The 24,848-nt window shown below is 71.5% G+C and carries 22 protein-coding genes and 1 pseudogene; 7 read left to right on the top strand and 16 right to left on the bottom strand.

Translation table 11 applies throughout. The features are described from left to right. Positions 1 to 13 precede the first annotated feature (13 nt). Positions 14 to 721 carry an ester cyclase gene (locus tag WBG99_RS13125; protein ID WP_338896505.1) on the top strand — a complete coding sequence of 236 codons (708 nt, stop codon included), beginning with the start codon at positions 14 to 16 and terminating at the stop codon, positions 719 to 721. 76 nt (positions 722 to 797) lie between these two features. Here the strand turns inward: WBG99_RS13125 and groL are convergent, their stop codons facing one another. The 4 genes from groL to WBG99_RS13145 form a co-directional block, all read right to left on the bottom strand. Further along, positions 798 to 2,420, bottom strand: a complete 1,623-nt coding sequence (gene groL / locus WBG99_RS13130) for a chaperonin GroEL (RefSeq protein ID WP_338896506.1) — start codon at positions 2,418 to 2,420, stop codon at positions 798 to 800. 142 nt (positions 2,421 to 2,562) lie between these two features. Continuing rightward, positions 2,563 to 2,871, bottom strand: a complete 309-nt coding sequence (gene groES, locus WBG99_RS13135) for a co-chaperone GroES (RefSeq protein WP_003998759.1) — start codon at positions 2,869 to 2,871, stop codon at positions 2,563 to 2,565. A gap of 217 nt (positions 2,872 to 3,088) precedes the next feature. Continuing rightward, positions 3,089 to 4,090, bottom strand: a complete 1,002-nt coding sequence (locus WBG99_RS13140; RefSeq protein WP_338896507.1) for a polysaccharide deacetylase family protein — start codon at positions 4,088 to 4,090, stop codon at positions 3,089 to 3,091. A gap of 191 nt (positions 4,091 to 4,281) precedes the next feature. Next, positions 4,282 to 5,334 (bottom strand): polysaccharide deacetylase family protein, encoded by a 1,053-nt coding sequence (locus WBG99_RS13145; protein WP_338896508.1) that lies wholly within the window; start codon positions 5,332 to 5,334, stop codon positions 4,282 to 4,284. Between the two features lie 180 nt (positions 5,335 to 5,514). Here WBG99_RS13145 and WBG99_RS13150 point away from each other — a divergent pair, with 180 nt between their 5' ends. Next, complete coding sequence (locus WBG99_RS13150; RefSeq protein ID WP_338900326.1) at positions 5,515 to 6,717, top strand: class I SAM-dependent methyltransferase; 1,203 nt, start codon at positions 5,515 to 5,517, stop codon at positions 6,715 to 6,717. A gap of 76 nt (positions 6,718 to 6,793) precedes the next feature. On the opposite strand, the gene WBG99_RS13155 is transcribed toward WBG99_RS13150, so the two are convergent. The 5 genes and pseudogenes from WBG99_RS13155 to WBG99_RS13175 form a co-directional block, all read right to left on the bottom strand. Further along, the gene (locus WBG99_RS13155) at positions 6,794 to 7,999 is read right to left on the bottom strand and encodes a DUF6596 domain-containing protein (RefSeq protein ID WP_338900327.1); all 1,206 of its coding nucleotides are present in this window, start codon (positions 7,997 to 7,999) and stop codon (positions 6,794 to 6,796) included. Positions 8,000 to 8,126: 127 nt separating this feature from the next. Continuing rightward, positions 8,127 to 8,482 (bottom strand): annotated as a pseudogene (locus WBG99_RS13160) (YciI family protein). A gap of 230 nt (positions 8,483 to 8,712) precedes the next feature. Then, positions 8,713 to 9,774: an LCP family protein gene (locus WBG99_RS13165; RefSeq protein WP_338896509.1), complete on the bottom strand. Its 1,062-nt coding sequence runs from the start codon at positions 9,772 to 9,774 to the stop codon at positions 8,713 to 8,715. 96 nt (positions 9,775 to 9,870) lie between these two features. Next, positions 9,871 to 11,241, bottom strand: a complete 1,371-nt coding sequence (locus tag WBG99_RS13170) for an endo-1,4-beta-xylanase (protein ID WP_338896510.1) — start codon at positions 11,239 to 11,241, stop codon at positions 9,871 to 9,873. An 82-nt stretch (positions 11,242 to 11,323) separates the two neighbouring features. Further along, on the bottom strand, positions 11,324 to 12,400 hold the full coding sequence (locus WBG99_RS13175) for a LacI family DNA-binding transcriptional regulator (RefSeq protein WP_338896511.1): 1,077 nt from the start codon (positions 12,398 to 12,400) through the stop codon (positions 11,324 to 11,326). Between the two features lie 158 nt (positions 12,401 to 12,558). Between WBG99_RS13175 and WBG99_RS13180 the strand changes: the two genes are divergently transcribed. From WBG99_RS13180 to WBG99_RS13195, 4 genes are all read left to right on the top strand, one after another. Further along, positions 12,559 to 13,893 carry an extracellular solute-binding protein gene (locus WBG99_RS13180; RefSeq protein WP_338896512.1) on the top strand — a complete coding sequence of 445 codons (1,335 nt, stop codon included), beginning with the start codon at positions 12,559 to 12,561 and terminating at the stop codon, positions 13,891 to 13,893. Continuing rightward, entirely contained in the window at positions 13,890 to 14,795 is a 906-nt protein-coding gene (locus tag WBG99_RS13185) for a sugar ABC transporter permease (protein WP_338896513.1), read from the top strand. Before WBG99_RS13180 ends, WBG99_RS13185 begins: the two co-directional genes overlap by 4 nt. A 19-nt stretch (positions 14,796 to 14,814) precedes the next feature. Continuing rightward, on the top strand, positions 14,815 to 15,705 hold the full coding sequence (locus tag WBG99_RS13190) for a carbohydrate ABC transporter permease (RefSeq protein WP_338900328.1): 891 nt from the start codon (positions 14,815 to 14,817) through the stop codon (positions 15,703 to 15,705). A gap of 84 nt (positions 15,706 to 15,789) precedes the next feature. Then, positions 15,790 to 18,120, top strand: coding sequence for a glycoside hydrolase family 3 N-terminal domain-containing protein (locus WBG99_RS13195; RefSeq protein ID WP_338896514.1), 2,331 nt, complete (start codon positions 15,790 to 15,792; stop codon positions 18,118 to 18,120). A gap of 16 nt (positions 18,121 to 18,136) precedes the next feature. Here the strand turns inward: WBG99_RS13195 and WBG99_RS13200 are convergent, their stop codons facing one another. Genes WBG99_RS13200 through tsaB form a run of 4 tightly spaced genes read right to left on the bottom strand, consistent with a single transcriptional unit; the run spans position 18,137 to position 20,649 of the window. Beyond that, a complete protein-coding gene (locus WBG99_RS13200) occupies positions 18,137 to 18,406 on the bottom strand; it encodes a hypothetical protein (protein WP_338896515.1) in 270 nt (89 codons plus the stop codon). Then, a complete protein-coding gene (gene tsaD / locus WBG99_RS13205; RefSeq protein ID WP_338896516.1) occupies positions 18,403 to 19,500 on the bottom strand; it encodes a tRNA (adenosine(37)-N6)-threonylcarbamoyltransferase complex transferase subunit TsaD in 1,098 nt (365 codons plus the stop codon). The genes WBG99_RS13200 and tsaD overlap by 4 nt, the downstream gene beginning before the upstream one ends. Continuing rightward, positions 19,493 to 19,999, bottom strand: coding sequence for a ribosomal protein S18-alanine N-acetyltransferase (gene rimI / locus WBG99_RS13210; RefSeq protein ID WP_338896517.1), 507 nt, complete (start codon positions 19,997 to 19,999; stop codon positions 19,493 to 19,495). Before rimI ends, tsaD begins: the two co-directional genes overlap by 8 nt. Beyond that, a complete protein-coding gene (tsaB, locus tag WBG99_RS13215; protein ID WP_338896518.1) occupies positions 19,996 to 20,649 on the bottom strand; it encodes a tRNA (adenosine(37)-N6)-threonylcarbamoyltransferase complex dimerization subunit type 1 TsaB in 654 nt (217 codons plus the stop codon). Before tsaB ends, rimI begins: the two co-directional genes overlap by 4 nt. 124 nt (positions 20,650 to 20,773) lie before the next feature. On the opposite strand from tsaB, the gene WBG99_RS13220 reads away from it, so the two are divergent. Next, a complete protein-coding gene (locus WBG99_RS13220) occupies positions 20,774 to 21,334 on the top strand; it encodes a hypothetical protein (RefSeq protein ID WP_338896519.1) in 561 nt (186 codons plus the stop codon). Positions 21,335 to 21,747: 413 nt separating this feature from the next. Here the strand turns inward: WBG99_RS13220 and tsaE are convergent, their stop codons facing one another. The 3 genes from tsaE to alr form a co-directional block, all read right to left on the bottom strand. Further along, positions 21,748 to 22,272, bottom strand: coding sequence for a tRNA (adenosine(37)-N6)-threonylcarbamoyltransferase complex ATPase subunit type 1 TsaE (tsaE, locus tag WBG99_RS13225; protein ID WP_338896520.1), 525 nt, complete (start codon positions 22,270 to 22,272; stop codon positions 21,748 to 21,750). Then, positions 22,238 to 23,485 (bottom strand): alpha/beta hydrolase, encoded by a 1,248-nt coding sequence (locus WBG99_RS13230; RefSeq protein WP_338896521.1) that lies wholly within the window; start codon positions 23,483 to 23,485, stop codon positions 22,238 to 22,240. Before WBG99_RS13230 ends, tsaE begins: the two co-directional genes overlap by 35 nt. Positions 23,486 to 23,649: 164 nt before the next feature. Beyond that, positions 23,650 to 24,810 (bottom strand): alanine racemase, encoded by a 1,161-nt coding sequence (gene alr, locus WBG99_RS13235; RefSeq protein ID WP_338896522.1) that lies wholly within the window; start codon positions 24,808 to 24,810, stop codon positions 23,650 to 23,652. Between the last annotated feature and the right edge of the window lie 38 nt (positions 24,811 to 24,848).

Below are 24,848 nucleotides of genomic sequence, written 5' to 3' on the forward strand. Positions count from 1 at the left end.
GGGAGGCGGCGTCATGACATTCGTACAGCTCATCGACTGCAAGACCAGCCGGTTCGACGAGATGAATCAGCTGATGGACACCTGGGTGGAACAGACCAGGGGCAAGCGGACCGCGACGCACAACCTCATCGGCAAGGACCGGTCCGACGCGTCGCACTTCGTCGAGATCGTGGAGTTCCCGTCGTACGAGGAGGCGATGCGGAACTCGAACCTTCCGGAGACCGACCGGATCTTCCGGGAGATGGTGGCGCTCTGCGACGAGACACCGACGTTCACGGACCTGGACATCGTGCGGGACGAGCAGCTGTACGCCGCCAACGCGCGCAAGATCTTCGAAGCGATCGGCGCCAAGGGGGAACTGTCGCCGCTGAACGACCTGATCGCGGAGAACTACCACGACCACGACCCGGCCAACGAACAGGACACCCTCGGGCTGGACAACATCCGGCGCGAGATGGAGATGTGGCGCAAGGGCTTCGACTTCACGTTCACCGTCGAGGACCAGATCGCCGAGGGCGACCGGGTGTGCACGCGGTGGTCCTGGAACGGAACCCACAAGGATGAGTTCCTGGGGATCGCGGCGACCGGGAGGAAGGTCTCCATGACCGGCACGACCATCTTCCGGTTCACTCCGGACGGAAAGATCGTCGAGGGCTGGTGGCAGCTCGACCGGCTGGGGCTGATGTCGCAGCTCGGTGCGCTCGACGCGTTGGAGACCTAGGACGAGCAGCCCGGACAGCACTGAGGTCCGCTACCCCGAGGGGTACCGGACCTCAGTGCTGTCTTACCGGCGTACGTCAGTGGGCGTGGCCGTGGCCGTGGCCCGCGTCGGCCGGCTCCTCTTCCTTCTTCTCGACGACCAGGGTCTCGGTCGTGAGGAGGAGGGAGGCGATGGAGGCGGCGTTCTCCAGGGCGGAACGGGTGACCTTGACCGGGTCGATGACGCCGGCCTTGACCAGGTCGCCGTACTCGCCGGTGGCGGCGTTGAAGCCCTGGCCCTTGTCCAGCTCGGCGACCTTGGAGGTGATGACGTAGCCCTCCAGGCCGGCGTTCTCGGCGATCCAGCGCAGCGGCTCGGCGGCGGCCTTGCGGACGACCGCGACACCGGTGGCCTCGTCGCCGGTCTTGCCGAGGTTGCCCTCCAGGACCTTGACGGCGTGGACGAGCGCGGAGCCACCACCGGAGACGATGCCCTCCTCGACCGCGGCGCGGGTCGCGGAGATGGCGTCCTCCAGACGGTGCTTCTTCTCCTTCAGCTCCACCTCGGTGGCGGCGCCGACCTTGATCACGCACACGCCGCCGGCCAGCTTCGCGAGGCGCTCCTGGAGCTTCTCGCGGTCCCAGTCGGAGTCCGTGTTCTCGATCTCGGACTTGATCTGGGCGATGCGGCCCTGGACGGCCTCGGAGTTGCCGGCGCCGTCGACGACCGTGGTGTCGTCCTTGGTGACGGTGACGCGGCGGGCGGAGCCGAGCACGTCGAGACCGACCTGGTCGAGCTTGAGGCCGACCTCCTCGGAGATGACCTCGGCGCCGGTCAGCGTCGCCATGTCCTGCAGCATCGCCTTGCGACGGTCACCGAAGCCGGGGGCCTTGACGGCGACCGCGTTGAAGGTGCCGCGGATCTTGTTGACGACGAGGGTGGAGAGGGCCTCGCCCTCGACGTCCTCGGCGATGATCAGCAGCGGCTTCGAGGCGTTGGCCTGGATGACCTTCTCCAGCAGCGGCAGCAGGTCGGCGATGGCTCCGATCTTGCCCTGGTGGATGAGGATGTACGGGTCGTCGAGGACGGCCTCCATACGCTCCTGGTCCGTGACGAAGTACGGCGACAGGTAGCCCTTGTCGAAGGCCATACCCTCGGTGAAGTCCAGCTCCAGACCGAAGGTGTTGGACTCCTCGACGGTGATGACACCGTCCTTGCCGACCTTGTCCATCGCCTCGGCGATGAGCTCGCCGACCTGCTGGTCCTGGGCGGACAGACCGGCGACGGCGGCGATGTCGGACTTCTCGTCGATCGGTCGGGCGGTCGCGAGGAGCTCCTCGGACACGGCCTTGACCGCGGCGTCGATGCCCTTCTTCAGGGCGGCCGGGGAGGCACCGGCGGCGACGTTCTTCAGACCCTCGCGCACCAGCGCCTGGGCGAGCACGGTGGCGGTGGTGGTGCCGTCACCCGCGATGTCGTTGGTCTTGGTCGCCACCTCCTTCACCAGCTGGGCGCCGAGGTTCTCGTACGGGTCCTCGACCTCGACCTCGCGGGCGATGGTCACACCGTCGTTGGTGATGGTGGGGGCGCCGAACTTCTTGTCGATGACGACGTTGCGGCCCTTGGGGCCGATCGTCACCTTGACCGTGTCGGCAAGCTTGTTGACGCCGCGCTCAAGGGCGCGACGGGCGTCCTCGTCGAACTTCAGGATCTTCGCCATGGGAGCGTAGCCCTCTCGGAAATCTGGAGATGAACGAACTGCGCCCCGGGCGCCCGGCTGATTAATGGTCGCGGGGGCCAGGGGCGCAGATCAAAAGCAATGTGCTTCGCGAGGCGATGTGCCGCGCGGAGCGTCAGGTGAACTACTTCTCGATGATCGCGAGAACGTCGCGAGCCGAGAGGACGAGGTACTCCTCGCCGTTGTACTTCACTTCGGTGCCGCCGTACTTGCTGTACAGCACGATGTCGCCGGTCTTCACGTCGAGCGGAAGACGCTCGCCGTTCTCGAAGCGGCCCGGGCCCACGGCCAGGACAACGCCCTCCTGGGGCTTCTCCTTGGCAGTGTCCGGGATGACCAGGCCAGAGGCCGTGGTCTGCTCGGCGTCGAGCGGCTGGACCACGATGCGGTCCTCAAGCGGCTTGATGGCAACCTTGGAGCTGGTGGTCGTCACGATCCGACCTCCCCCTTCGGAGATCTCACGGGGTTAACTGTCTGAGGTGGCGACCAGGTCGATCCGTCGTCGCGGGTGCCGGACCTGCCCGTCGCGTAGTTGGCACTCTCCAGTGGGGAGTGCCAGACCTGAGACTATGACCGCGATTAGCACTCGGTCAAGCGGACTGCTAATCGCGTGGCTTGTGGCGGGGCACCGGGTGGGGGTGAGACGGGCGTCAGAGGTAGTCCTCCAGGCGGCCCACCGTCAGTCCCCGCTCCTGGATCCGGCGCAGCAGACTCGTCGTCATCTGGGTGAGCGTCGCGCCCTTCAGCTGGTCCCGGAAGCCGGCGAGGACGATGTCACCGGGACGGAGACGGTCGCCGACGGCGTGGCGGAGGCCTGCGCTCTGCAGGGACGCGCGCCACAGGACGACCGCCGAGATGCCGCAGTCGGCGGCGGCGCGCAGCGTGGTGGTGTCGTAGACGCCGTACGGCGGGCGGAAGAGGGTCGGCCGGATGCCGAAGCGCTGCTTGAGCTTGCCCTGCTGGCCGCAGATCTCCGCGCGCTGTCCGGCGTACGGCAGACCGCGCAGGGCCGTGTGGTCGAGCGTGTGGTTCTGGACGGTCGCGCCGACCGCGCGCAGCCGCGCGAAGTGGCCGTATCCCGGGCCCACGACACTGTCCGTCAGGAACATGCTCACCGGCAGCCGCAGCTCACGCACCATGTCGACGAACCGGGGATCCTTCTCGGCCCCGTCGTCGTACGTCAGGAAGACGACCTTGTCCCGGGTCGGGACGCGGTCGACGACCGGCGGCAGCCCGGGGCCGGCCGCGCGGGGCGGGGGCGGCCGGTCGGGGGTCCTGGGCGCGGGGGCGAGGGGGGCGGCCAGGCCCCAGCGGCGGTACGGGGGTGCGTGGGGGTGACGGGGGGCGGTGGAGCCGGGGGCGGCTGCGCCGGGGCCACGGGGCTGTGCGCCCGGAGGCGTCGCCGAGGTCGGTGCCGGTGTCGAGGGTGCCGAGGCCGGTGTCCGTGGCGCCGGTGTCGGTGACGGCCTCGGTCGTTGCGCCGGGCGCCGGCCCTCCGACGTCGCTCCGTCCCCCGGCCCCTCCGCGCGGCCGACCCGGTCGACGCCGGCGGCCGGATCGGCCGCGCACCCGGCGAGAGACAGGACGGCGAGGGCCGCGAGAGCGGAAAGGGCGGCCAGGGCGCGCGCCGCCGACGTACGGGCCGTCAGCACGCGCGGCCCACGGCGTGCACCACGACGCGCCGCGCGCCCTCCCCGCCACGCAGGCGCCCCGCGCGCCCCACGTCCTCCCCGCGCCGCGGGTCCCGCCCTCACTCCGCGCCTGTCCGCCACCGCACGCCCCGCGTGCGGCCCGTGGCGTTCTCCCCACCCCGGGCGGCCGTCCCCGAGCCCGCCAGGGCCCCTCACAGGTAGTCCTCCAGGCGGGCCACGGCGTACCCCTCGGCGGTGACCCGGTTCAGGAATCGGCGGATCATGTCGGGCATGGTGCCCTTCCAGTCCTCCTCGCCTCGGAAGTGGCTGAGGACGATGTCGCCGGGGCGGAGGTCGCGGTCGGCTTCGCGGTGGTCCCAGCGGTCGACGTGGACCTCCTCGTTCCAGAGGGGAACGGCCTTGATGCCGCAGGCCTTGGCGGCGCGGAGGGTGTCCCGGTCGTAGTTGCCGTACGGCGGCCGGAACAGGGTGGGCCGCTTGCCGTACCGCTTCTCGATCACGTCCTGCATGCCGCAGATCTCGCGCTTCTGGTCGACATAGGAGAGCGCGGGCATGAAGCGGTGGTTGAGGGTGTGGTTGCTGAGGACGACGCCCCGGTCGCGCATCCGCTCGAAGTAGCCGTAGTCCTCCTTGATCAGGTAGTCGCTGAGGAAGGCGGTGTACGGGATCTTCAGGTCGTTCATCATGCGCAGGAACGCGGGGTCCTTCTCGGCGCCGTCGTCGATGGTGAGGAAGACGACCTTGTGGCGGGTCGGGACGGTGGTGAAGACCGGCGGCAGCCGGTCCGCCACCTGCCCGTCGACCTCGAATCCCTTACGGGTCCCGAGCGCCGGCTTCTCCGCCGGGGACGCGGGCGGGACCAGCGGCACCGCGGCCAGCCCCCAGCGCTTCGCCGCGGCGACCCGCAGGGCGTGCGCCCGGCGCAACCTTGCGGCGTAGGCGTCGAGGGCACGCGCGGCGGGCATGACGAGCGCGCCCCGGCCGGACCTCCCGTGGCGTCCCCGACCGCCCGCACGCCCTTGTTCGCCCTGCTGCTCCCGCCGCCCCCGCTCTTCCTGGCGTCCCCGCTGTTCCTGCCGTCCCTCCGGCTCCTGCTGCTTCCGATGCCCTTTCGGCGGCTCTTCGGGCTGCCGGCCGTGGACCGGCCGGGCGGCCTCACCTCTCTCGGAGGAACCCCTCCGCGACGACGCCTCCTCGTCACCGCCCCCAGCGCACGCGGACACGACGAGCGCGGCGGCGAGCACGCCGACACCACCCCGGACACCGCCGCCCCTCCTCCGGGAATCCGATCGCTTCGCACTTTTTACGTCATTTTGTCGTACGAGCCGCATGGCGCCGCATCCTCGCAGCCCGGCCTCTCCTCACCTCCCCCGACACCGCCACCGGGGCCCCACCATCCACCGAGTGGCCCACACCCCCGCCCCCTGACCGACAATGACCCGGTGAACGACCTCGACCCCGCCACCTTCCTCACCCCCCTCCTCACCCCCGAGGGCCGCGCCCTCCTCGACGCGGTGCGCGGCACCGAACCGGCACGGGAGTTGGCCGTGGCGACCCGGCTGCGGCGGGACCACCCGGCTCCACTCGTCTCGGCGGCGATGGCACAGGCACGGCTGCGGCAGCGGGCGGCGGCGAAGTTCGGGGCGGCGGACGCGGAGCGGATGTTCTTCACACCGAACGGGGTCGAGCAGTCGACGAGGACGACGGTGGCGACGTACCGCGCGGAGCGCATGCGCGCGCTGGGCGTGGCCTCCGTCGCCGATCTGTGCTGCGGCATCGGCGGCGACGCGATCGCCCTCGCCCGGGCCGGCATCCGCGTCCTGGCCGTCGACCGCGACCCGCTGACGGCGGCGGTGGCCCGTGCCAACGCCGTCGCGCTCGGCCTCGCGGACCTGGTCGAGGTGCGGGAGGCAGACGTCACGGAGGTGGACGCCTCGCCGTACGACGCGGTCTTCGTGGACCCCGCGAGGCGCGGTGGCCGCGGCCGGATCTTCGACCCGGAGGCCTACTCGCCCCCGCTCTCCTGGGCCGTCGCCACCGCCCTCACCTCCCCCCGGGCCGCCCTGAAGATCGCCCCCGGCATCCCCCACGAGGCGATCCCCGCCGAGGCCGAGGCGGAGTGGATCTCGGACGGCGGCGACGTGAAGGAGGCGGTGCTGTGGTTCGGCACGGGGGCGGCGGGCGCCGTACGGGCGACCCTGCTGCCCGGGCCCCGGACCCTCGTGGGCCGCGACCTGCCCGACCCCGAAGTCCGTACCGTGGGCCGGTACCTGTACGAGCCCGACGGCGCCGTCATCCGGGCCCACCTCGTCGCCGAGGTCGCCGCGGAACTCGACGGCGGCGGCCTCATCGACCCGACCATCGCGTACGTCACCGCCGACGCCCTCCGCCCCCTCCCCTACGCCACCGCGTACGAGATCACCGACCGGCTCCCCTTCAACGTGAAGAAACTGAAGGCTCTGCTGAGGGAGCGCGAGGTCGGCATCCTGACCGTGAAGAAGCGCGGGTCGGCCGTCGAGCCGGAGGAGCTGCGGAAGAAGGTCAAGCCCCAGGGACGCAACTCGGCCACGGTCTTCCTGACCCGGGTCGCGGGAGCGCCGACGATGCTGATCGGCCACCCGGCCTGACCCCCGCCCGGCCTGCCCCACCTTGTCCTCCCCCTCACCCTGTCCGCCCTCACACGGCCCGCCTCGGCCGGCCTCCTCAGTCGTCCCCCTCCGCCCGCGCCAGCAACAACGCCCGCTCCCGCTCGTTCCGCGCCAGCCCCGCCGCCCGTTCGAACTCGGCCCGTGCCGCCTCCGTACGCCCCAGTCGCCGCAGCAGGTCCCCACGCACGCTCGGCAGCAGGTGGTAGTCGCGGAGGGCGGGTTCCCCGGCGAGACGGTCCACGATCTCCAGGGCCGGGCCCGGACCCTCCGCCATCGAGACGGCGACAGCGCGGTTCAGTTCCACCACGGGCGACGGGGACCGGGCGGCCAGCAGGGCGTACAGGGTCGCGATCCGCGTCCAGTCCGTCTCCTCGTACGTGTACGCCTGGGCGTGGCAGGCGGCGATGGCGGCCTGGAGGGCGTACGCGCCCGGGGCACCGCTCGCGGCGGTGGCGCGGCCGAGGGCGGTGAAGCCGCGGGCGACGAGGAGGCGGTTCCAGCGGCGGCGGTCCTGGTCCTTCAGGAGGACGGGTTCGCCGGACGGTCCCGTGCGGGTGGCGGACCGCGACTCCTGGAGCTCCAGCAACGCCACCAAGCCGTGTACTTCGGGCTCCTCGGGCATCAGCTGGGCGAGGACGCGGGCGAGCCGGAGGGCGTCCTCGCACAGGGCGGGGCGCAGCAGGTCGTCGCCGGCGGTGGCCGCGTAGCCCTCGTTGAAAATCAGGTAGATGACCTCCAGCACGGAGTCCAGGCGGGCCTCGCGGTCGGGGCCGTAGGGCACCTCGAAGGCGACGCCCTTGGCGGCGAGGGTCCGTTTGGCGCGGACGATGCGCTGGGCGACCGTCGCCTCGGGTGCCAGGAAGGCGCGGGCGATCTCGGCCGTGGTGAGGCCGCCGAGCAGGCGGAGGGTGAGGGCGATGCGGGCCTCGGCGGAGAGCACGGGGTGGCAGGCCGTGAAGACGAGGCGGAGCAGGTCGTCGTCGATGCCGTCCGGGTCGGACGGCTGATCGAGATAGGGACCCGCCGCCTCCAGGTCCCGGCCCACCTCCGCCAGCTTCCGCGCGTACCGCTCCCGGCGGCGCACGAGGTCGATCGCCCGATGCTTGGCCGTGGCCATCAGCCACGCGCCCGGACTGTCCGGAACCCCGTCCCGCGGCCACCGCTCCAGGGCCGCGACCAGCGCGTCCTGCGCCAGTTCCTCCGCGATACCGACGTCCCGCACGATGCGCGCGACACCGGCGATGAGCCGGGGCGCCTCCATGCGGAAGACGGTTTCGATGGCCCTGTCGGTGTCGGGGTGGGGGTGGGGGTCGGGGCTGGTGTCGGCGGTGGGCTGTGGGTTCACAGCCCACCATCAGACACCCGGCGGGCACCCCGGCCAAACAGGCTCAGCCCTCCTGGATCTCCCGCACCTCGCACGTCACCGTCCAGTGCTCCTCGTGCACCTTCAGGAACCGCTTGGTCCACTCGACCGCCTCGGCCATGTCCTTGCACTGCATCAGCGCGTATCCCCCGACGACCTCCTTGGTCTCGGTGAACGGCCCGTCGGTGACCGACAGTTCGCCGCCCTCCCAACGCACCCTCTTCCCCCTGCGGTCGGCGTCAGCCCGGCGGTGTCGAGCATGACCCCCGCCTTGGTGATCTCCTCCAGCAGATCCCCCATCCGCTGCATCAGCTCGGGGCTCGGCCCCTCGGCGGGCGCGGTCGTCTCGTCGATCCGGACCATCGACAGGTAGCGCGGCATGGTGACTCCCAGTGCATCGGCGGACGGGGCCTCTCCCCGCCTCTCACCCATGCGTCGAACGGGAGGCGCCCGGATCGACACATCCGGCGAAGTTTCCCGAAGATTCTTCGCGGTGCCTGTCCGCGCAGGTCGGCGGGTATGCGTCGGTCGCGGGACGCTCGCAGTCAGTACGGTGGCGGTCGGCCGGCGAAGTGCTCGATCTTCTCGGCCCGCGTGCTGTCAGGGGCGCGTCACTTCAACGACTCCCACAGCTCACCCGCCTCCGGCTCCTCCGCCACCACCCGGTTGCGGTCGTAGGGGGCCGTCGTCACCGGCATCATCACGGTTCTCGTGTCGTCCGGCGACAGGCCCTGCAGGCTCTCGCCGAGGTTCGTCAACTCGCTGAGCGAGTCCAGTCCGGTGTCCGTCGTGAGGCTGCCGGTGATCGCGTCGGCGACCTCGTAGAGGCGGGTGGGGTCGGTCAGGAGGTCCGTGGAGGCGATCTGGTCCAGCAGGGCCTTCACCAGCTTCTGCTGGAGGCCTATGCGGCCGAGGTCGCTGCCGTCGCCTATGCCGTGGCGGGTGCGGGCGAAGGCGAGGGCCTGTTCACCGTCCAGACGGTGGGTGCCGGCCTCCAGGGTCAGGTGGGAATCGTCGTCGTCGATGTCCTCGTCCGTCGTGACCGTGACGCCGCCGAGGGCGTCGACGACCTTCGCGAAGCCGGAGAAGTCGATCTCGATGTAGTGGTCCATGCGGACGTTCGTCATCGACTCGACGGTCTTGACCGCGCAGACCGGGCCGCCGACCGCGTACGCGCTGTTGAACATCGCGTTGTACGCCACCGCCGTCGAACCGCCCGACTCCAGTGGGCAGGGCGGGCGGGTGACCAGGGTGTCGCGGGGGATGCTGACGACCGTCGCCCCGGTGCGGCCCTCGTCGACGTGGACGACCATCGCGGTGTCGGAGCGGGCACCCGCGCCCTCGTCGCCGCCGCCGAGTTCGGCGTTCTCCTCGCCGCTGCGGGAGTCGGAGCCGAGGACGAGGATGTTCAGGGCGCCGCTCGGCGGGGGCGGGGCGGCGGCCGACGCGGAGGGCTCCGAAGAGGACCGGAGCCTCGCGGGACGGTCGTCACCGAGAGCGCCGTCGATGTCGACGCTCCTGATGTTGCCGTTCAGCCGCCAGAACGCCCAGCCCGCTCCGCCCGCACCGAGTACGAGGACACCGACGAGCGTGAGCACGGCGAGCTTCAGCCGGCGCCGCCGTCCGCCCGCACCCCCGGTGCCGTCCCCGCACTCGTTTCCTTCACCAGTCACATACAGGAACGTACGTCCGAATTGTTACGGGCGGGAAGCACCTGCCGCGTTTCCTTCGGAAATTCTCAGACTTCTCATCCGTCACCTCGTCCGTTCTCAGCCCAGCGTCACCGTCGGCACCGGATTGCTCCCACTCCAGGTGCCGTTGAAGCCGAAGGTCACCGAACCGCCGCTCGGCACACCGCCGTTCCAGGAGGCGTTCGCGCAACTGACCGTCGCGGCGGTCTGCGTGCAGATCGCGTTCCAGGCCTGGCCGATGTGCTGGCCCGCCCCGAAGATCCAGTCGACCCGCCAGGAGGACAGAGAGGATCCGGCGGCGCAGCTGATCGTCACGTTGCCGGTGAAGCCGGTGTTCCACTGGTTCGCCACCTTGTACGCCGCCGAGCAGCCCTCCGTGGACGGCGGGGGTGTCGTGCCCGACCCGCCGAGCCCGGTCGCGATGCCGTGGTACGCGGGCTTCGGCGCGTAGTTCTCGTCGTAGGGGGTCGCCGCGCCCTGGCCGGGGAAGGTGTCCGGGATCCAGGAGTCGGAGTCGGTGAAGCCCCAGACCGTGACGCCGGTGCAGCGGGACACGGCCACGCACGCCTTCACCACGGCGTCGTACTCGGTCCGCTGCTGAGCCAGCTTGGCCTCGGTGGCCGGGAGTTGCATCCGGATGTCGAGTTCCGTGATGGCCACGTCGACGCCCAGGTCGGCGAAGCGCTGGATGTTCTGCTGGAGTGTGGACGGCACCTGGCCGAGGATCAGGTGGGCCTGGAGTCCGACGCCGTCGATCGGGACGCCGCGCGCCTTCAGGTCCCGGACCAGGTTGTAGAGGGCCGTGCTCTTGGCGTTGACGCCCTCGACGTTGTAGTCGTTGATGTAGAGCCTGGCGGCCGGGTCGGCGGCGCGGGCGGCGGTCAGGGCCTGGGCGATGTAGTCGGCGCCGAGGCCGTTGTACCAGATGGTCCGGCGGTAGGTGCCGTCCTCGTTGAACGGCTCGTTCACCACGTCCCAGGCTTCCAGGCGGCCCTTGTAGCGGCCGACTTCGAGCGCGATGTGGTCGTTCATCAACTGGCCGAGCTGCGCGGGCGTCCAGGTGCCGTTCGTCAGCCAGCTCGGGTTCTGGCTGTGCCAGACGAGGGTGTGGCCGCGTACGTCCTGGCCGTGGGCCTCGGCGAAGTCGACGATCCGGTCGGCCTCGGTCCAGTCGAAGGTGCCCCGGGTGGGCTCGACGGAACCCCACTTCATGGCGTTGCCGGGGGTGAGCCAGTTGAACTCGCGGCCCGCGATGTCGCCGTACGTACCGGTGAGCTTGGAGCCGGTCACCGCGGTGCCGATGGCCTTGCCCTTGGCCGCCGCGAGGTCACGCAGGGGCGGGTCGGCGGCGTGGGCGGCGGGGGCCGCGACGAGCAGGGCGGCTGCCGCCGCCGCGGCCGTCAGCCCCGCGAGGAAGGTACTCAGGGAGGTGCTGAGAGCGGATCTCATTGCGGGTTCCTCCGAAAGTTTCGGTCGTACAACCGATTGACTTCGGAGCAGTGTGAAGGGCCGCACCACACTCGTCAATACATCAGCACCACCCCCGCTGACCCGTCGGCGGCACCCCCGTACTGCTCCGCACCACCAGGCTCGTCGCCAGCTCCACCCTCGTCGCCGCCGAGGATCCCTCCTGCCGCCCGAGGTCCAGCACCAGGCGGGCCGCCGCCTCGGCCATCTCCATCAGCGGCTGCCGTACGGTCGTCAGCGGCGGCCCCACCCAGCGGGCCACCGGCAGATCGTCGAACCCGACCACGCTCAGGTCCTCCGGGACGCGCAGGCCGAGTTCGCGGGCGGCCTCGTAGCAGCCGAGCGCCTGGAGGTCGTTGCCGGCGAAGACGGCCGTCGGGCGGTCGGGGCGGCGCAGCATCTCCAGGCCCAGCCGGTAGCCGGTCTCGTGGTGGAAGTCGCCGGCCTTGATCAGGTCGGGGTCGACCGGCAGTCCGGCGGTCTCCAGCGCGGCCCGGTAGCCGTCCACCCGGGCGCGGCTGCACATCATCCGCGAGGGTCCGCTGAGGGCGCCGATGCGCCGGTGGCCGAGTTCGACCAGGTGACGGGTGGCGGCGAGGCCGCCCTGCCAGTTGGTGGCGCCGATCGAGGGCACGTCGTCGCCCGGGTCGCCCGCCGGGTCCATCACCACGAACGGGATGGACCTGCTGGTCAGGAGCGCGCGCTGGGACTCGTCGAGCCCGGACAGCACGAGGACGACGCCGTGCGGGCGGCGGGCGGCGACCTGGTCGGCCCAGGTGCGGCCGGGGGTGAGCCGGCCCGCGCTCTCGGAGAGGACCACGCTCAGGCCCTCCTCCCGCGCGATGTTCTCCACGCCGCGGATGACCTCCATCGCCCAGGCGCTCTCCAGCTCGTGGAAGACCAGGTCGATCAGGGGGGACCTGGTCGCCTCGGCACGCCGCCGGCGGTAGCCGTACTCGCGCAGCAGCTCCTCGACCCGCGTGCGGGTCGAGGGCGCGACGTCCGCTCGGCCGTTGAGCACCTTCGAAACAGTCGGAGCCGAGACGCCGGCCTGACGGGCGATCTCGGCGAGCGTCGCGGTCTGCGTGGACGGCGACACACGCGCTCTTGTCTGGGTTTCCTCGGGCTTCGCGGGCTTCATGGGCGGGATCGTATCCCTGCACGCCCTCTTGACGAACCTTTTCGACGGCCTTACGTTCCCGGAACATTCGAAGCTTAACCCGAAACATTCGCACAGCTCGCACCATCGCGCAGCCCGCACGGCCGACACATCCGAAACGTTCGGGAGAGGTGCTGTCCATGGAGTCGAACAGAGGGCGGTCGTTCAACAGGCGCTGGTTCCTCGGCGCCGGTTCCGCCTCGTTGCTCACCGCGGGACTCGGTACCGGACTCACCGCCTGCGGCTCCGGCGGCGGCGCGGGCGGCGACGGCAAGACGATCACCGCGTTCGTGTACGGCGACGACGCGGTGAAGGTCCAGCAGGCGGGCGTCGACCGGTACAACGAGTCGGCCGCCGCGAAGAAGGCCGGCGGCACGGTCAAGCTGCAGAAGGTCCCCGGCTCCGACTACTCCCCCAAGCTCCGCACGGCCATGGGCTCCCCCAGCGCCCCGGACGTCTTCTTCAACTGGGGCGGCGGCTCCATCAAGCCGTACGAGGAGGCCGGCAAACTCGTCGACCTCACCGACATCATCGAGGGCGACCCGGTCCTCAAGGACGGTTTCCTGCCCTCGGTCCTCGCCTCCGGCGACCTGGAGGGCCGCCACTACGGCATCCCGATGCGCGGTATGCAGCCGGTCATCCTCTTCTACAACAAGGCCGTCTTCGCCGAGCACAAGCTCCAGCCGCCCACCACCTGGGACCAGTTGCTCGACAACAACGCCAAGCTGAAGAAGGCGAAGATCACCCCCTTCGCCCTCGGCGGTACCGACGTCTGGCCCGACCTGATGTGGCTGGAGTACCTGGTCGACCGCATCGGCGGCCCCGAGGTCTTCCGGCGCATCCAGGACGGCGACGCCGAGGGCTGGGGCGACCCCGCCGTCCTCAAGGCCGCCGAACTGGCCAAGGAGCTCATCGACGACGGCGCCTTCGGCTCCAAGTTCACCTCCGTGTCGTACGTCAACGGCGGCGCCCCCGCGGTCTTCGCGCGCGGCAAGGCGGCCATGCATCTGATGGGCTCCTGGGAGTACTCCACGCAGCTCGGCAAGTTCCCCGACTTCGCCAGGAAGAACCTGGGCTGGGCCGCCTTCCCGACCGTCGAGGGCGGCACCGGCGACGTCCGCAACGTCGTCGGCAACCCCACCAACTACTGGTCCGTCAACGCCCGTACGCAGAACAGGGACCTGGCGATCGGCCTCCTCAGGGACTGCGCGTCCCAGGCGTACGCGCAGGACCTCATCGACAACGGCGACGTCCCGACCACCTCGAACGCGGCCGAGCTGCTGTCCTCCTCGCCCAACCCCGAGTACGCGAGGTTCCAGTACGACATGGTCCAGCGGGCCCCGGCCTTCACGCTCTCCTGGGACCAGGCGCTCGGCGACGGGCTCGGCACCCGCATGCACACGGAGATAGGCAAGCTGTTCGCGGGGCAGTCCTCGCCGAGCGAGTTCGTCACGGCCTGCAAGGGGCTCAAGTGACCGTCACGGTCGAGAAGGCCACGTCGGCGGAGCGGGGGCCGGCCCGCCGCGCGCACCGCGCCGGCCGCCCGCATGCCGCCTGGGCCCTCCCCGGCGTCCTCTTCTTCGCCTTCTTCGCCGTCGTCCCGATGGCCCTCGCCCTCTACCTGTCCTTCACCAGCTGGGACGGCCTCGGCGACCCGAGACCGGTCGGCCTCGACAACTGGAAGAAGCTTCTCGACGACCCCCGGATGACGCAGTCCCTCTGGCTGACCGTCCTCCTGACGGTCGCCAGCTGGGTCTTCCAGACGGTCGTCGCCCTGCTGCTCGGCGTCTGGGCGGCGGGCCGGCAGCGCAACCGCGCGATCCTCTCCGCGGTCTTCTTCGTCCCGTTCCTGCTCTCCTCCACCGCCATCGCGATCCTCTTCCACGCCCTCCTCGACCCGAACTTCGGCATCATCCAGAAGGACACCCTGGGCTCGCAGAGCGGCGCGTTCCTCGCGATCGTCTTCGTCGGCGGCTGGCAGTTCATCCCCTTCCACACCCTGATCTACCAGGGCGGGGCCCGCCAGATCCCCGACGTCCTCTACCAGGCCGCCGCCATCGACGGCGCGGGCCGCTACCGCCGGTTCTTCTCGATCACGCTGCCGCAGCTGCGCCACACGGTCACCACGTCCACGGTCCTGATGGTCGTCGGCTCCCTGACGTACTTCGAGACGGTCCTGATCCTCACCAAGGGCGGCCCCGGCACGGACACCGCGATCCTGCCGTACCTGATGTACGAGGCGGGCTTCAAGACGTACGACTTCGGCTACGCGAGCGCCATCGCGTCCTTCCTGGTCCTCACCGCTACGGGCCTGTCGCTCGTCCTGGTCCGGCTGACCGGCTTCGGCGCCATGCGCAGCACACGCGAAGGGATGTGACGCGGTGTCACACGACACATTGCCGCGCCCCACGAAGACCCGGCAGCCGGCGGGAAGCCCGCCCACGGCGTCCGCCCGCCGTCGGCGTCACTGGACCAGACGCGGCAACCCGGTCGCGGGGCTCGGCGCCTTCCTCTGGCTGGTCATCGTCCTGATCCCCCTCTACGCGATGCTGTCGGCCTCCCTCACGGGCGCGGACAAGGCCCTCACGGGCAACCCGCTGAAGCCCCCCACGGACCCGACCCTCGACAACTACAACACCGTCCTCACCAGCGGCTTCGGCCATCTGCTGACCAACACGGCGATCGTCGCGGTCACGGTCGTGGGCCTCGTCCTGGTCCTGTCCATCCCCCTGGCGTACGTGACCGTCCGCACCCGCGACCGCTGGTCGAACGCCGCCTTCCGCCTGTTCCTGCTGGGCGTGGCGATCCCGGCACAGGCGGTCGTCGTCCCCCTGTACCTCCTGATCGCGAAACTCGATCTCTACGACACCCTCCTGGCCGTCATCCTCCCGACGGCCGCCTTCGCGATGCCGGTCTCCGTCCTGGTCCTGGTCGGCACCCTGCGGGACGTCTCGGAGGACCTGTACGAGGCGATGGCCCTGGACGGCGCCTCACCCCTGCGGACGCTCTTCCAGCTGACGATCCCGCTGGCCAAGGGAGGTATCAGCACGGTCGTGATCTTCTCGGCGCTCCAGGCCTGGAACGGCTTCCTGTTCCCGCTGATCTTCACCCAGTCCGACGGCCCCCGTGTCCTCACCCTCGGCCTCTTCAACTACGTCAGCCAGTTCGGCGTCAACATCCCCGCCCTGCTCGCCTCGGTCGTCCTCTCCGGCATCCCGGTCTTCGCCGTGTACCTGGTGGCGCGGCGGGCGCTGGTGGGCGGGCTGATGGGCGTGGGCGGCAAGTGAGCCCCTCCGCGGCCCCTTCGCATCGTCGCCGCGGAACCCCACCGACTCGTTGCCACTGAAACTCACCGACCCGACAGGAGTTTCATGACCATCCCCTGGCGTGACCGCGCCCTGCCCGCCGCCGACCGGGTCGCAGACCTGCTCACCCGGATGACCCTGGAGGAGAAGACCGCCCAGTTGTACGGCGTGTGGGTGAAGAACGACAGCAACGGCGAGGACATCGCCCCAAACGAGCAGGACATGACGGAGTCGTTCGACTTCGACGAGCTGATCACCCGAGGCCTCGGCCAGCTCACCCGCGCCTTCGGCACAGCCCCCGTGGACCCGGCGCTGGGCGCGCGGGCACTGGCCCGCGCCCAGCGCCACATCATCGCCGCGAACCGTTTCGGCATTCCGGCCGTCGCCCACGAGGAGTGCCTGGCCGGCTTCACCGCCTGGCGCGCGACCGCCTACCCGGTCCCCCTGGCCTGGGGCGCGACCTTCGATCCACCGCTGGTGGAGGAAATGGCCCGGCACATCGGCCAGGACATGACGTCGGTCGGCATCCACCAGGGGCTGTCCCCCGTCCTGGACGTGGTGCGCGACCCGCGCTGGGGCCGGGTCGAGGAGACGATCGGCGAGGACCCGTACCTGGTGGGCACGGTCGGCGCGGCGTACGTACGGGGCCTGGAGTCGACCGGCATCGTGGCCACGCTGAAGCACTTCGCCGGGTACGCCGCGTCCGTCGGCGCCCGCAACCACGCGCCCGTACGGGCCGGTGTACGCGAGTTCGCGGACGTGACCCTGCCCCCGTTCGAGATGGCGTTGCGGGAGGGCGGCGCGCGTTCGGTCATGGCCGCGTACACGGAGACGGACGGCGTCCCGGTCTCGGCGGACCCCCGCCTGCTCACCGAACTCCTCCGCGACGACTGGGGATTCACCGGCACGGTCGTCTCCGACTACTTCGGCGTCGGCTTCCTGGAGACGACCCACCGCGTGGCGGGAAGCCGCGCGGAGGCCGCCGGAGCGGCCCTCGCGGCCGGCGTGGACGTCGAGCTGCCGACCCCGCGCTGCTACGGCGAGGCGCTGGTGGACGCGGTCCGCGCGGGCGAGGTCCCCGAGTCCCTGGTGGACCGGGCCGCCCGCCGGGTCCTGGTCCAGAAGTGCGAGCTGGGGATGCTGGACGAGGGCTGGACGCCGGAGCCCACCGCCGAGCGAATCGACCTGGACGCGACCGCGAACCGCACCCTGGCCCGCCGCCTGGCCGAGGAGTCGGTGGTGCTGCTGGACAACCCGGACGCCGTACTACCGCTGCCCCCCGACGTCCGTATCGCCGTCGTCGGCCCCCGCGCCGACGATCCCCTGGCCATGCTCGGCTGCTACTCCTTCCCCTCCCACGTCCTCCCGGCCCACCCCGGCACTCCCCTCGGCATCGAGATCCCCACGGTCCTGGGATCCCTGCGCACCGAACTCCCCGACGCGAAGATCACGTACGCGGCCGGCACCGAGGTCGACGGCGACGACCCGGGCGGGTTCCCGGAGGCGGTGGCCCGCGCGGCGGAGGCGGACGTCTGCGTGGTGGCGCTGGGTGACCGGGCGGGCCTCTTCGGTCGCGGCACCTCGGGCGAGGGCTGCGATGCCGAAGACCTCCGCCTCCCGGGGGTCCAGGCAGAGCTGCTGGACGCGTTGGCGGCGACGGGCACCCCTGTGGTGCTGGTGCTGCTCACCGGCCGCCCGTACGCGTTGGGCCGCTGGAAAGGGCGACTGGCAGGCATGATCCAGGCGTTCTTCCCAGGAGAGGAAGGCGGCCCGGCGGTGGCGGGAGTGCTGTCGGGCCGCGTCTCCCCCTCCGGCCGCCTGCCGGTGAGCGTCCCGCACCGGCCCGGGGGCCAGCCGTGGACGTATCTGCAGCCGCCGCTGGGCCTGGCGAGCGCGTCCAGCAACCTGGACCCGACCCCGCTGTACCCCTTCGGGCACGGCCTGTCATACACGACGTTCGCATGGGAGGACATCGAGGGGACCGAGGCCGAGATCGCCACGGACGGCACCTACGACGTGTCCGTCACCCTCCGCAACACGGGCGAGCGCGCGGGCGCGGAGGTCGTCCAGCTGTATCTGCACGACCCGGTCGCCTCGGTGACCCGCCCCGATGCCCGCCTGATCGCCTACCGGCGGGTGGAACTGGCCCCGGGCAGGGCCTCACGTGTCACCTTCCGCTTCCACGCGGACCTCTCCTCCTTCACCGGTCGCGACGGCCGCCGCGTGGTCGAACCGGGCGCCCTGGAACTGCGGTTGGCGGCGTCGAGCGCGGATGTCCGCCACACGGCACGGGTGACGCTGACGGGACCCGAGCGGGTGCTGCGCCGCGACCGCCGACTGCACTGCGAGACGGAAGTGACGGAAGTGACGGAAGCGACGGAGGTCCGGGGTGGCTGACGCCGCCGAAGCACGCTCAGCCCTCGCCCAGGGACTCGAACCGCCACCGGTGGACCGCACGGGTCACCAGGTCCCCGTCCGGCTCAGGCAGTTCGGGCAGCTCGGCGTCGTACGCGGCGTCCCACCACGTGATCACCAGCACCCGGTCCCGAGGCGCCCGGAGGGTCTCCCGCCGCACGAGCCTCCCGGCGGCTCCCGAGGGCAGTTCCCGCGCCCGGGCCCAGGCGAGGAGTGCGTCCGCGCGCCCCTCGACGGCCCGGGCCTCCCACATCAGCGCGACGGTCACGAGTACAGGTTGTCCTTCGCGAACTCGTGCACGTGGTCGTGGTCGTGCGTATGCCCCGGCACGTGCGGTTCCGTCACCGGCAGCGAGGAGTCCGCCGACAGGTCCCAGTCCGAGGCGGCGCGGCCCCGCACGACCATCTCGGCGCCCAGCGCGGCCACCATCGCCCCGTTGTCCGTGCACAGCTTCGGCCGCGGCACCCGGAGCCGGATCCCGGCCGCCTCGCACCGCTCCTGCGCCAGCACCCGCAGCCGGGAGTTGGCGGCGACGCCCCCGCCGATCATCAGGTGGTCCACCCCCTGGTCCTTGCAGGCCCGCACGGCCTTCCGGGTGAGCACGTCGACCACGGCCTCCTGGAAGGACGCGGCGACGTCCCGCACCGGTACCTCCTCCCCGGCGGCCCGCTTGGCCTCGATCCAGCGGGCCACGGCGGTCTTGAGCCCCGAGAAGGAGAAGTCGTACACGGGGTCGCGGGGCCCGGTGAGCCCGCGCGGGAAGGCGATGGCGTTCGGGTCGCCCTCCCTCGCGTACCGGTCGATGACCGGGCCGCCCGGGAACCCGAGGTTCAGTACCCGCGCGATCTTGTCGAAGGCCTCCCCCGCCGCGTCGTCGATCGTCGCGCCCATCGGCCGTACGTCCGACGTGATGTCCGTCGACAGCAGCAACGAGGAGTGCCCGCCCGACACGAGCAACGCCATCGTCGGCTCGGGCAGCGCCCCGTGCTCCAGCTGGTCGACGCAGATGTGGGAGGCGAGGTGATTGACGCCGTACAACGGCTTGCCCAGCGCGTACGCGTACGCCTTCGCGGCCGAGACGCCCACCAGCAGCGCACCCGCCAGCCCCGGCCCGGCCGTGACCGCGATGCCGTCGAGGTCCTTCGCGCTCACCCCCGCTTCCCTCAGCGCACGGTCGATCGTCGGGACCATCGCCTCCAGGTGCGCGCGCGAGGCGACCTCGGGCACCACACCACCGAAACGGGCGTGCTCATCGACGCTCGACGCGATCGCGTCCGCCAGCAACGTCGTACCGCGCACGACGCCGACACCGGTCTCGTCGCAGGAGGTCTCGATCCCCAGGACCAGGGGTTCGTCAGCCATTGATCTCGGTTCCTCGTACGGATGTGGAGGGGTCGTTGAGCCGCATGACGAGCGCGTCCACGTTCCCCGGCTGGTAGTAGCCGCGGCGGAAGCCGATCGCCTCGAAGCCGAAGCGTTCGTAGAGCTTCTGCGCACGGACGTTGTCGACCCGGCATTCGAGCATCACCTGGGCGCACTCGAAGGCGGTGGCGGTCCGCAGCAACTCGGTGAGGATCAGCGCGCCGAGACCGGTCCCCCAGTGGCCCCGGGCGACGGCGATGGTCTGGACGTCGCCGACGTCCCCGGCGGATGCGAGCCCCCCGTAGCCGATGATCCGCCCGTCCTCGTCCGGGGACTCCGCCACGAAGTACCGCCGGGTCGCCCCGGGCCCGCGCGCATGGGCGAGGTCCGACCAGAACATGCCCCGGGACCAGGCGTCCTCGGGGAACAGGTCCTTCTCCAGCTGCAGTACGGGCTCGATGTCCCACCAGCGCATCTCGCGCAGCACCGGGGTCGTCACTTGGGGGTGACCACCTTGTAGTTCCTGGGCACCTGCGCGTCGGGGCGGCGCAGATACAGCGGCCGGGGCGCCGCCGATTCGTCCCCCTCGGCCAGCCGCCGCGCCGCCAGGCCCGCGAGGGCGGCGGCGGAGACGTACTCGGGCGCGCGGGCGTCGGGGAAGGTGTCCGGATAGAGCAGCGCACCGGCCCCCACGGCGGGCAGCCCGGCCACCACGTCGGCGATCTCGGCGGGACGGTCGACGGCCGGCTCCGTCACCCGCGTCAGCGCGTCCTCGTACCGCGCCCAGTACACCTCCTTGCGCCGGGCGTCGGTCGCCACCACGAACGGTCCCTCGACCTCGGCCGCGTACGCGAGCCCGTCGAGGGTGCACAGTCCGTGGACCGGGACCCCGAGGGCGAGGCCGAAGGTGTCGGCGGTCATGAGACCGACGCGCAGCCCGGTGTACGGACCGGGCCCGACGCCCACGACGATCGCGGTGACGGCGTCGAGGCGGACGCCCGCCTCGGCGAGCACCCGGTCGACGGCGGGCAGCAGCAGTTCCCCATGCCGGCGCGCGTCCACCTGACTCGACGCGGCGACGACGTCCGTCCCGTCGTGCAGCGCGACGGTGACGGCTGGGGTGGCGGTATCCAGAGCGAGCAAGAGCACGCGAACAGCCTACGGCGCTTCGGCCCGGGGGACGGCCGCCCCGGCGTACGGCCGCGCTGCTGCTACCGTCACAGCACAGACGTACATCAAGGGCGTACGTGAGTACGAGAGGTGGGCACAGAAGGTGGCCAGTAGCAGCTCGGGATTCGTGGCCGGGCTCACGGCGGCGGCCATCGCCGCAGTCGGTTTCCTCACCTACCAGGCGTCGGCGAACGTGCCCGGCGACCTGGGGAAACCGTCCCCCTCGAAGTCCTCGTCGCTCCCGAAGTCCAAGGCGCCCGCCCAGAGCGGGAAGGACACCGGCGAGGTCGTCCCCGACGGCTCGGGCACCGGGGAACGCGTCGTCTACTCCCTCGACGAGGACCGCGTCTGGCTGGTCGGCGCCAACGAGAAGATCACCCGCACCTTCGAGGTCACCCCCAGCACGGTCGACCCCGCCCCGGCCACCTACACCGTCACCTCCCGCTCCGCCGCCGTCACCGGCTCCGACGGCGCCCCCGTCGAACACGTCGTCCGCTTCGCCACGGTCGACGGCGTGGCCGTCGGCTTCAGCGCCGCCGTCGACGGCTCCACCCCCCTGCCCGACCCCACCGCCAAGACCGGCGGCATCCGCGAGTCCCGCAAGGACGGCAAGGCGATGTGGGAGTTCGCGGGCATCGGCACGAAGGTGGTCGTGGTCGAGTAGGGGGCCGCTTCCAGGTACCGCGCACGAGAAGCGCCGGTCCTTTCAGGGGGCGCGGGCAACCGCGCGAACGCCCCCCACCGGTCCGCGGCCCGCGACACACCCCGGGCACTCCTCCCAGGGCGCTACGCGGCCCGAGGGCGCCGTCGTTCCACAGGGCGCCGTTCCTCGGCTCCGGCCGGCGGGGCCGGCGGTGTCGAGAGCACCTTCGCCGCCGCACACGCCGCCAACAGGTCCCGCATCGACACACCGCCCGCCCCGGAGGGCTGTCGCTCTGATGCCGGCATGGACGCCTCCCGGTGCCAACGGCGAACCAGGTTAGGTAGACCTAACCAAGGACTGGTTACCATGTGACCACGCCGAAGGCGCCCGGCGCAACATCTTGCCGACACCTCGTCGGCACGGACGATAGGGCGTTACGCGGACAGCGCCCCCAGCTCCACCGAGGCCCACCGCTCCCCCAGCCCCGTCACCGCCACCTGCCGCACCTCGTCGGTCGTGTCGCCGACGGCCCGGTGGATGACGACGTTCAGCCGGTCGTCGGTCAACTCCTCGACCTTGCCCTCGCCCCACTCCACCACGATCACCGAATCGGGCAGCGAGACATCGAGATCGAGGTCCTCCATCTCGTCCAGCCCGCCACCCAGGCGGTACGCGTCGACGTGGACGAGCGGCGGCCCGTCCACCAGGGACGGATGCACGCGGGCGATGACGAAGGTCGGCGAGGTGACCGCACCCCGCACCCCCAGCCCCTCCCCGAGCCCTCGCGTCAGGGTCGTCTTCCCGGCCCCCAGCTCCCCGTCGAGCATCACGAGATCGCCGGCCCGCAGCAGCTTGGCCATCCTGCGGCCCAGCTCCAGCATCTGGTCGGGGGAACGGACGGTGATCTGAAGAGAGAACCCCGGCTCACCCGGGACGTGCGGTGCTGCTGGCGCTTCCATAACCACTTACGGTAGACCCCGCCGGGACGGCGCCCGCGCGGGTGAGGAGATCGGCGAGCCGGTCCGTCACGACCTCGGGGTGCTCCAGCATCACCAGATGCCCCGCGTCCGGCACCAGCACCAGCTCCGCGTCCGGCAGCAGACCGGCGATGGCCTCACTGTGCTCGCTCGGTGTGACGAGGTCCTTGACCCCGGCCAGCACGAGCACCGGCAGCTCGGCGAACGCCGTCAGCACCTCGGTCTTGTCGTGTTCGGTGAACGCCGGGTAGAACTCGGCGACCACGTCGATCGGCGTGCCCTCGATCATCCGCTCGGCGAACCGCGCGACCGCCGGGTCGACGTCCCGCGACGCGAACGAGTACCGCTTGATGACCCCGGCGAACAGATCGGCGGTCGCCCGCCTCCCCCGCTCCACCAGCGCGGCCTGCTGCCCCAGCGCCCTCAGCACCCCGGGCAGCACCCGCCGTACGGCGTTGACGCCCGCGACCGGCAGCCCGAAGTTGACCTCGCCGAGCCGCCCCGACGACGTACCGACCAGGGCGACGGCGACGACCCGCTCGCGGATCAGCTCGGGGTAGTGCGCGGCCAGCGCCATGATGGTCATGCCGCCCATGGAGTGCCCGACGAGCACGATCGGCCCCTGGGGCGCTGCCGCGTCGATCACCGCCTTCAGATCACGCCCGAGCTGGTCGATGGTGACCGGCGACCCGTCCCGCGCCTGGGCGGCCGTGCGCCCGGAGCGGCCGTGGCTGCGCTGGTCCCAGTGCACGGTCCGTACGACACCGCGCAGCGCGGCCCTCTGGAAGTGCCAGGAGTCCTGGTTGAGGCAGTAGCCGTGGCTGAAGACGACGGTGACCGGGGCCGGGGCCTTGTGGCCGAAGAGCCGGCGTCTGCGGGGCGAGACGTCGGCCTCGGGCTCGACGTCGTCGACCTCGTAGTACAGCTCGGTGCCGTCGTCGGCGTACGCCTTGCCGGGCGTTCCGCGCAGCGCCCCGTACGGGCCGGTGGAGTCGAGCGCGAGGCGGGCCTTCCGGCGCATGCCTCGCCCGACGGTGAGCCGCTCTATGGCGACACCGGCGGCGGCGCCCGCGGCGACCACGCCTATCGCCGCCCCCGCGACGCCGGCCCTGCGCCACGTCCCGCCGCCGGAGGCGGCCGTGGCGGCGGCCGCGCTCGCGACGGCCTCCACGGCCTCCGCGCTGCTCTCGCTCACGTCCCGCTCCTCTTCGCCGGCGTCCGTTCCCGCTACCGCTCCGCACAACCGTACGGAGTCACCGGTCCCGTCCGTCCTTCACTTACTCGTGTTCAGGCACTGACCACTCATGCACGCGTGCTCACGTATCCCGGATCACACCCGTGCGGGCCGAACCCGCTCATTCACTCACCCGTGTCGACGTAGACGCGTGGAACACGGGTTCCGATGCGCGTCACGATCTCGTACGCGATGGTCCCGGCCGCCTTCGCCCAGTCCTCGGCGGTCGGCTCGCCCCCGTCGCCCGGCCCGAACAGCACCACCTCGTCCCCGGCGGCGGGTTCGTCCCCGCCGAGGTCGACGACGAACTGGTCCATGGCGACCCGGCCCGCGACCGTCCGCCACTTGCCGCCGACCAGCACGGGCCCGGTGCCGGAGGCGTGCCGGGGGATGCCGTCCGCGTAGCCGACGGGCACCAGGCCGAGGGTCGTGGCGCCGGAGGTGACGTAGTGGTGGCCGTAGCTGACGCCGTGGCCGCCGGACACATGCTTGACCAGCGCGAGCGAGGCGCTCAGCCGCATCACCGGCCGCAGCCCGAGGTCGGCGGAACTGCCCAGCTCGGGGCTGGGCGAGATGCCGTAGACCGCGATGCCCGTGCGTACGAGATCGAAGTGCGCGTCCGGTCGGGTGAGCGTGGCGGGCGAGTTGGCGATGTGCCGCACCTCCGGGTGGACGCCCTGTTTCTCGGCGTACGTCACCATGTCGCGGAATCGGGTGAGCTGGGCCTCGACGGAGGGGTGGCCCGGCTCGTCGGCGCACGCGAGGTGCGACCAGAGGCCGGTGACGGTGAGGAGCCCCTCGGACTCCGCCCGCAGCGCCTCGGTGACGAGCTCCGGCCAGTCGTCCGGCTGACAGCCGTTGCGCCCGAGCCCGGTGTCGGCCTTGAGCTGCACGCGCGCACGCAGGCCCACGTCACGGGCGGCGACGGTGACCTCCCGCAGCGCCCACATCCCGCTGACGGAGACGTCCAGTTCGGCCTCGACGGCCTCGCGCCAGGGCCCGCCGGGGGCCCACAGCCAGCACATGAGCCGCCCCGACAGCCCCGCCGCCCGCAACGCCAGCGCCTCCTCCGGTGTGGCCGTCCCCAGCCAGGCGGCCCCCGCCTCGACCGCCGCCTCGGCACACCGCACCGCCCCATGGCCGTACGCGTCCGACTTGACCACGGCCATCAGCTCAGCGCCGGGCGCCAGCGCACGCAACGTCCGCACATTGGCCCGCAGGGCGTCCAGATCGATCTCGGCACGGGCCCGCAGGGGCGCGCTCCGCAGAGGTGCTGTCTCACTCATGTCAGCCCCAGTGTCTCAGAGCCCACGCACACCCCTCC

The sequence above is a fragment of the Streptomyces sp. TG1A-60 genome (assembly GCF_037201975.1).
In the GTDB taxonomy this organism is placed as follows: domain Bacteria; phylum Actinomycetota; class Actinomycetes; order Streptomycetales; family Streptomycetaceae; genus Streptomyces.

What these genes read in the sequence shown, in the direction of transcription:
- WBG99_RS13125 (WP_338896505.1), top strand. Translation starts at nt 14, where the DNA reads ATGACATTCGTACAGCTCATCGACTGCAAGACCAGCCGGTTCGACGAG.
- groL (WP_338896506.1), bottom strand. Translation starts at nt 2,420, where the DNA reads ATGGCGAAGATCCTGAAGTTCGACGAGGACGCCCGTCGCGCCCTTGAG.
- WBG99_RS13155 (WP_338900327.1), bottom strand. Translation starts at nt 7,999, where the DNA reads ATGGAGGCGCCCCGGCTCATCGCCGGTGTCGCGCGCATCGTGCGGGAC.
- WBG99_RS13170 (WP_338896510.1), bottom strand. Translation starts at nt 11,241, where the DNA reads ATGAGATCCGCTCTCAGCACCTCCCTGAGTACCTTCCTCGCGGGGCTG.
- WBG99_RS13175 (WP_338896511.1), bottom strand. Translation starts at nt 12,400, where the DNA reads ATGAAGCCCGCGAAGCCCGAGGAAACCCAGACAAGAGCGCGTGTGTCG.
- WBG99_RS13180 (WP_338896512.1), top strand. Translation starts at nt 12,559, where the DNA reads ATGGAGTCGAACAGAGGGCGGTCGTTCAACAGGCGCTGGTTCCTCGGC.
- WBG99_RS13195 (WP_338896514.1), top strand. Translation starts at nt 15,790, where the DNA reads ATGACCATCCCCTGGCGTGACCGCGCCCTGCCCGCCGCCGACCGGGTC.
- tsaD (WP_338896516.1), bottom strand. Translation starts at nt 19,500, where the DNA reads ATGGCTGACGAACCCCTGGTCCTGGGGATCGAGACCTCCTGCGACGAG.
- tsaE (WP_338896520.1), bottom strand. Translation starts at nt 22,272, where the DNA reads ATGGAAGCGCCAGCAGCACCGCACGTCCCGGGTGAGCCGGGGTTCTCT.
- alr (WP_338896522.1), bottom strand. Translation starts at nt 24,810, where the DNA reads ATGAGTGAGACAGCACCTCTGCGGAGCGCGCCCCTGCGGGCCCGTGCC.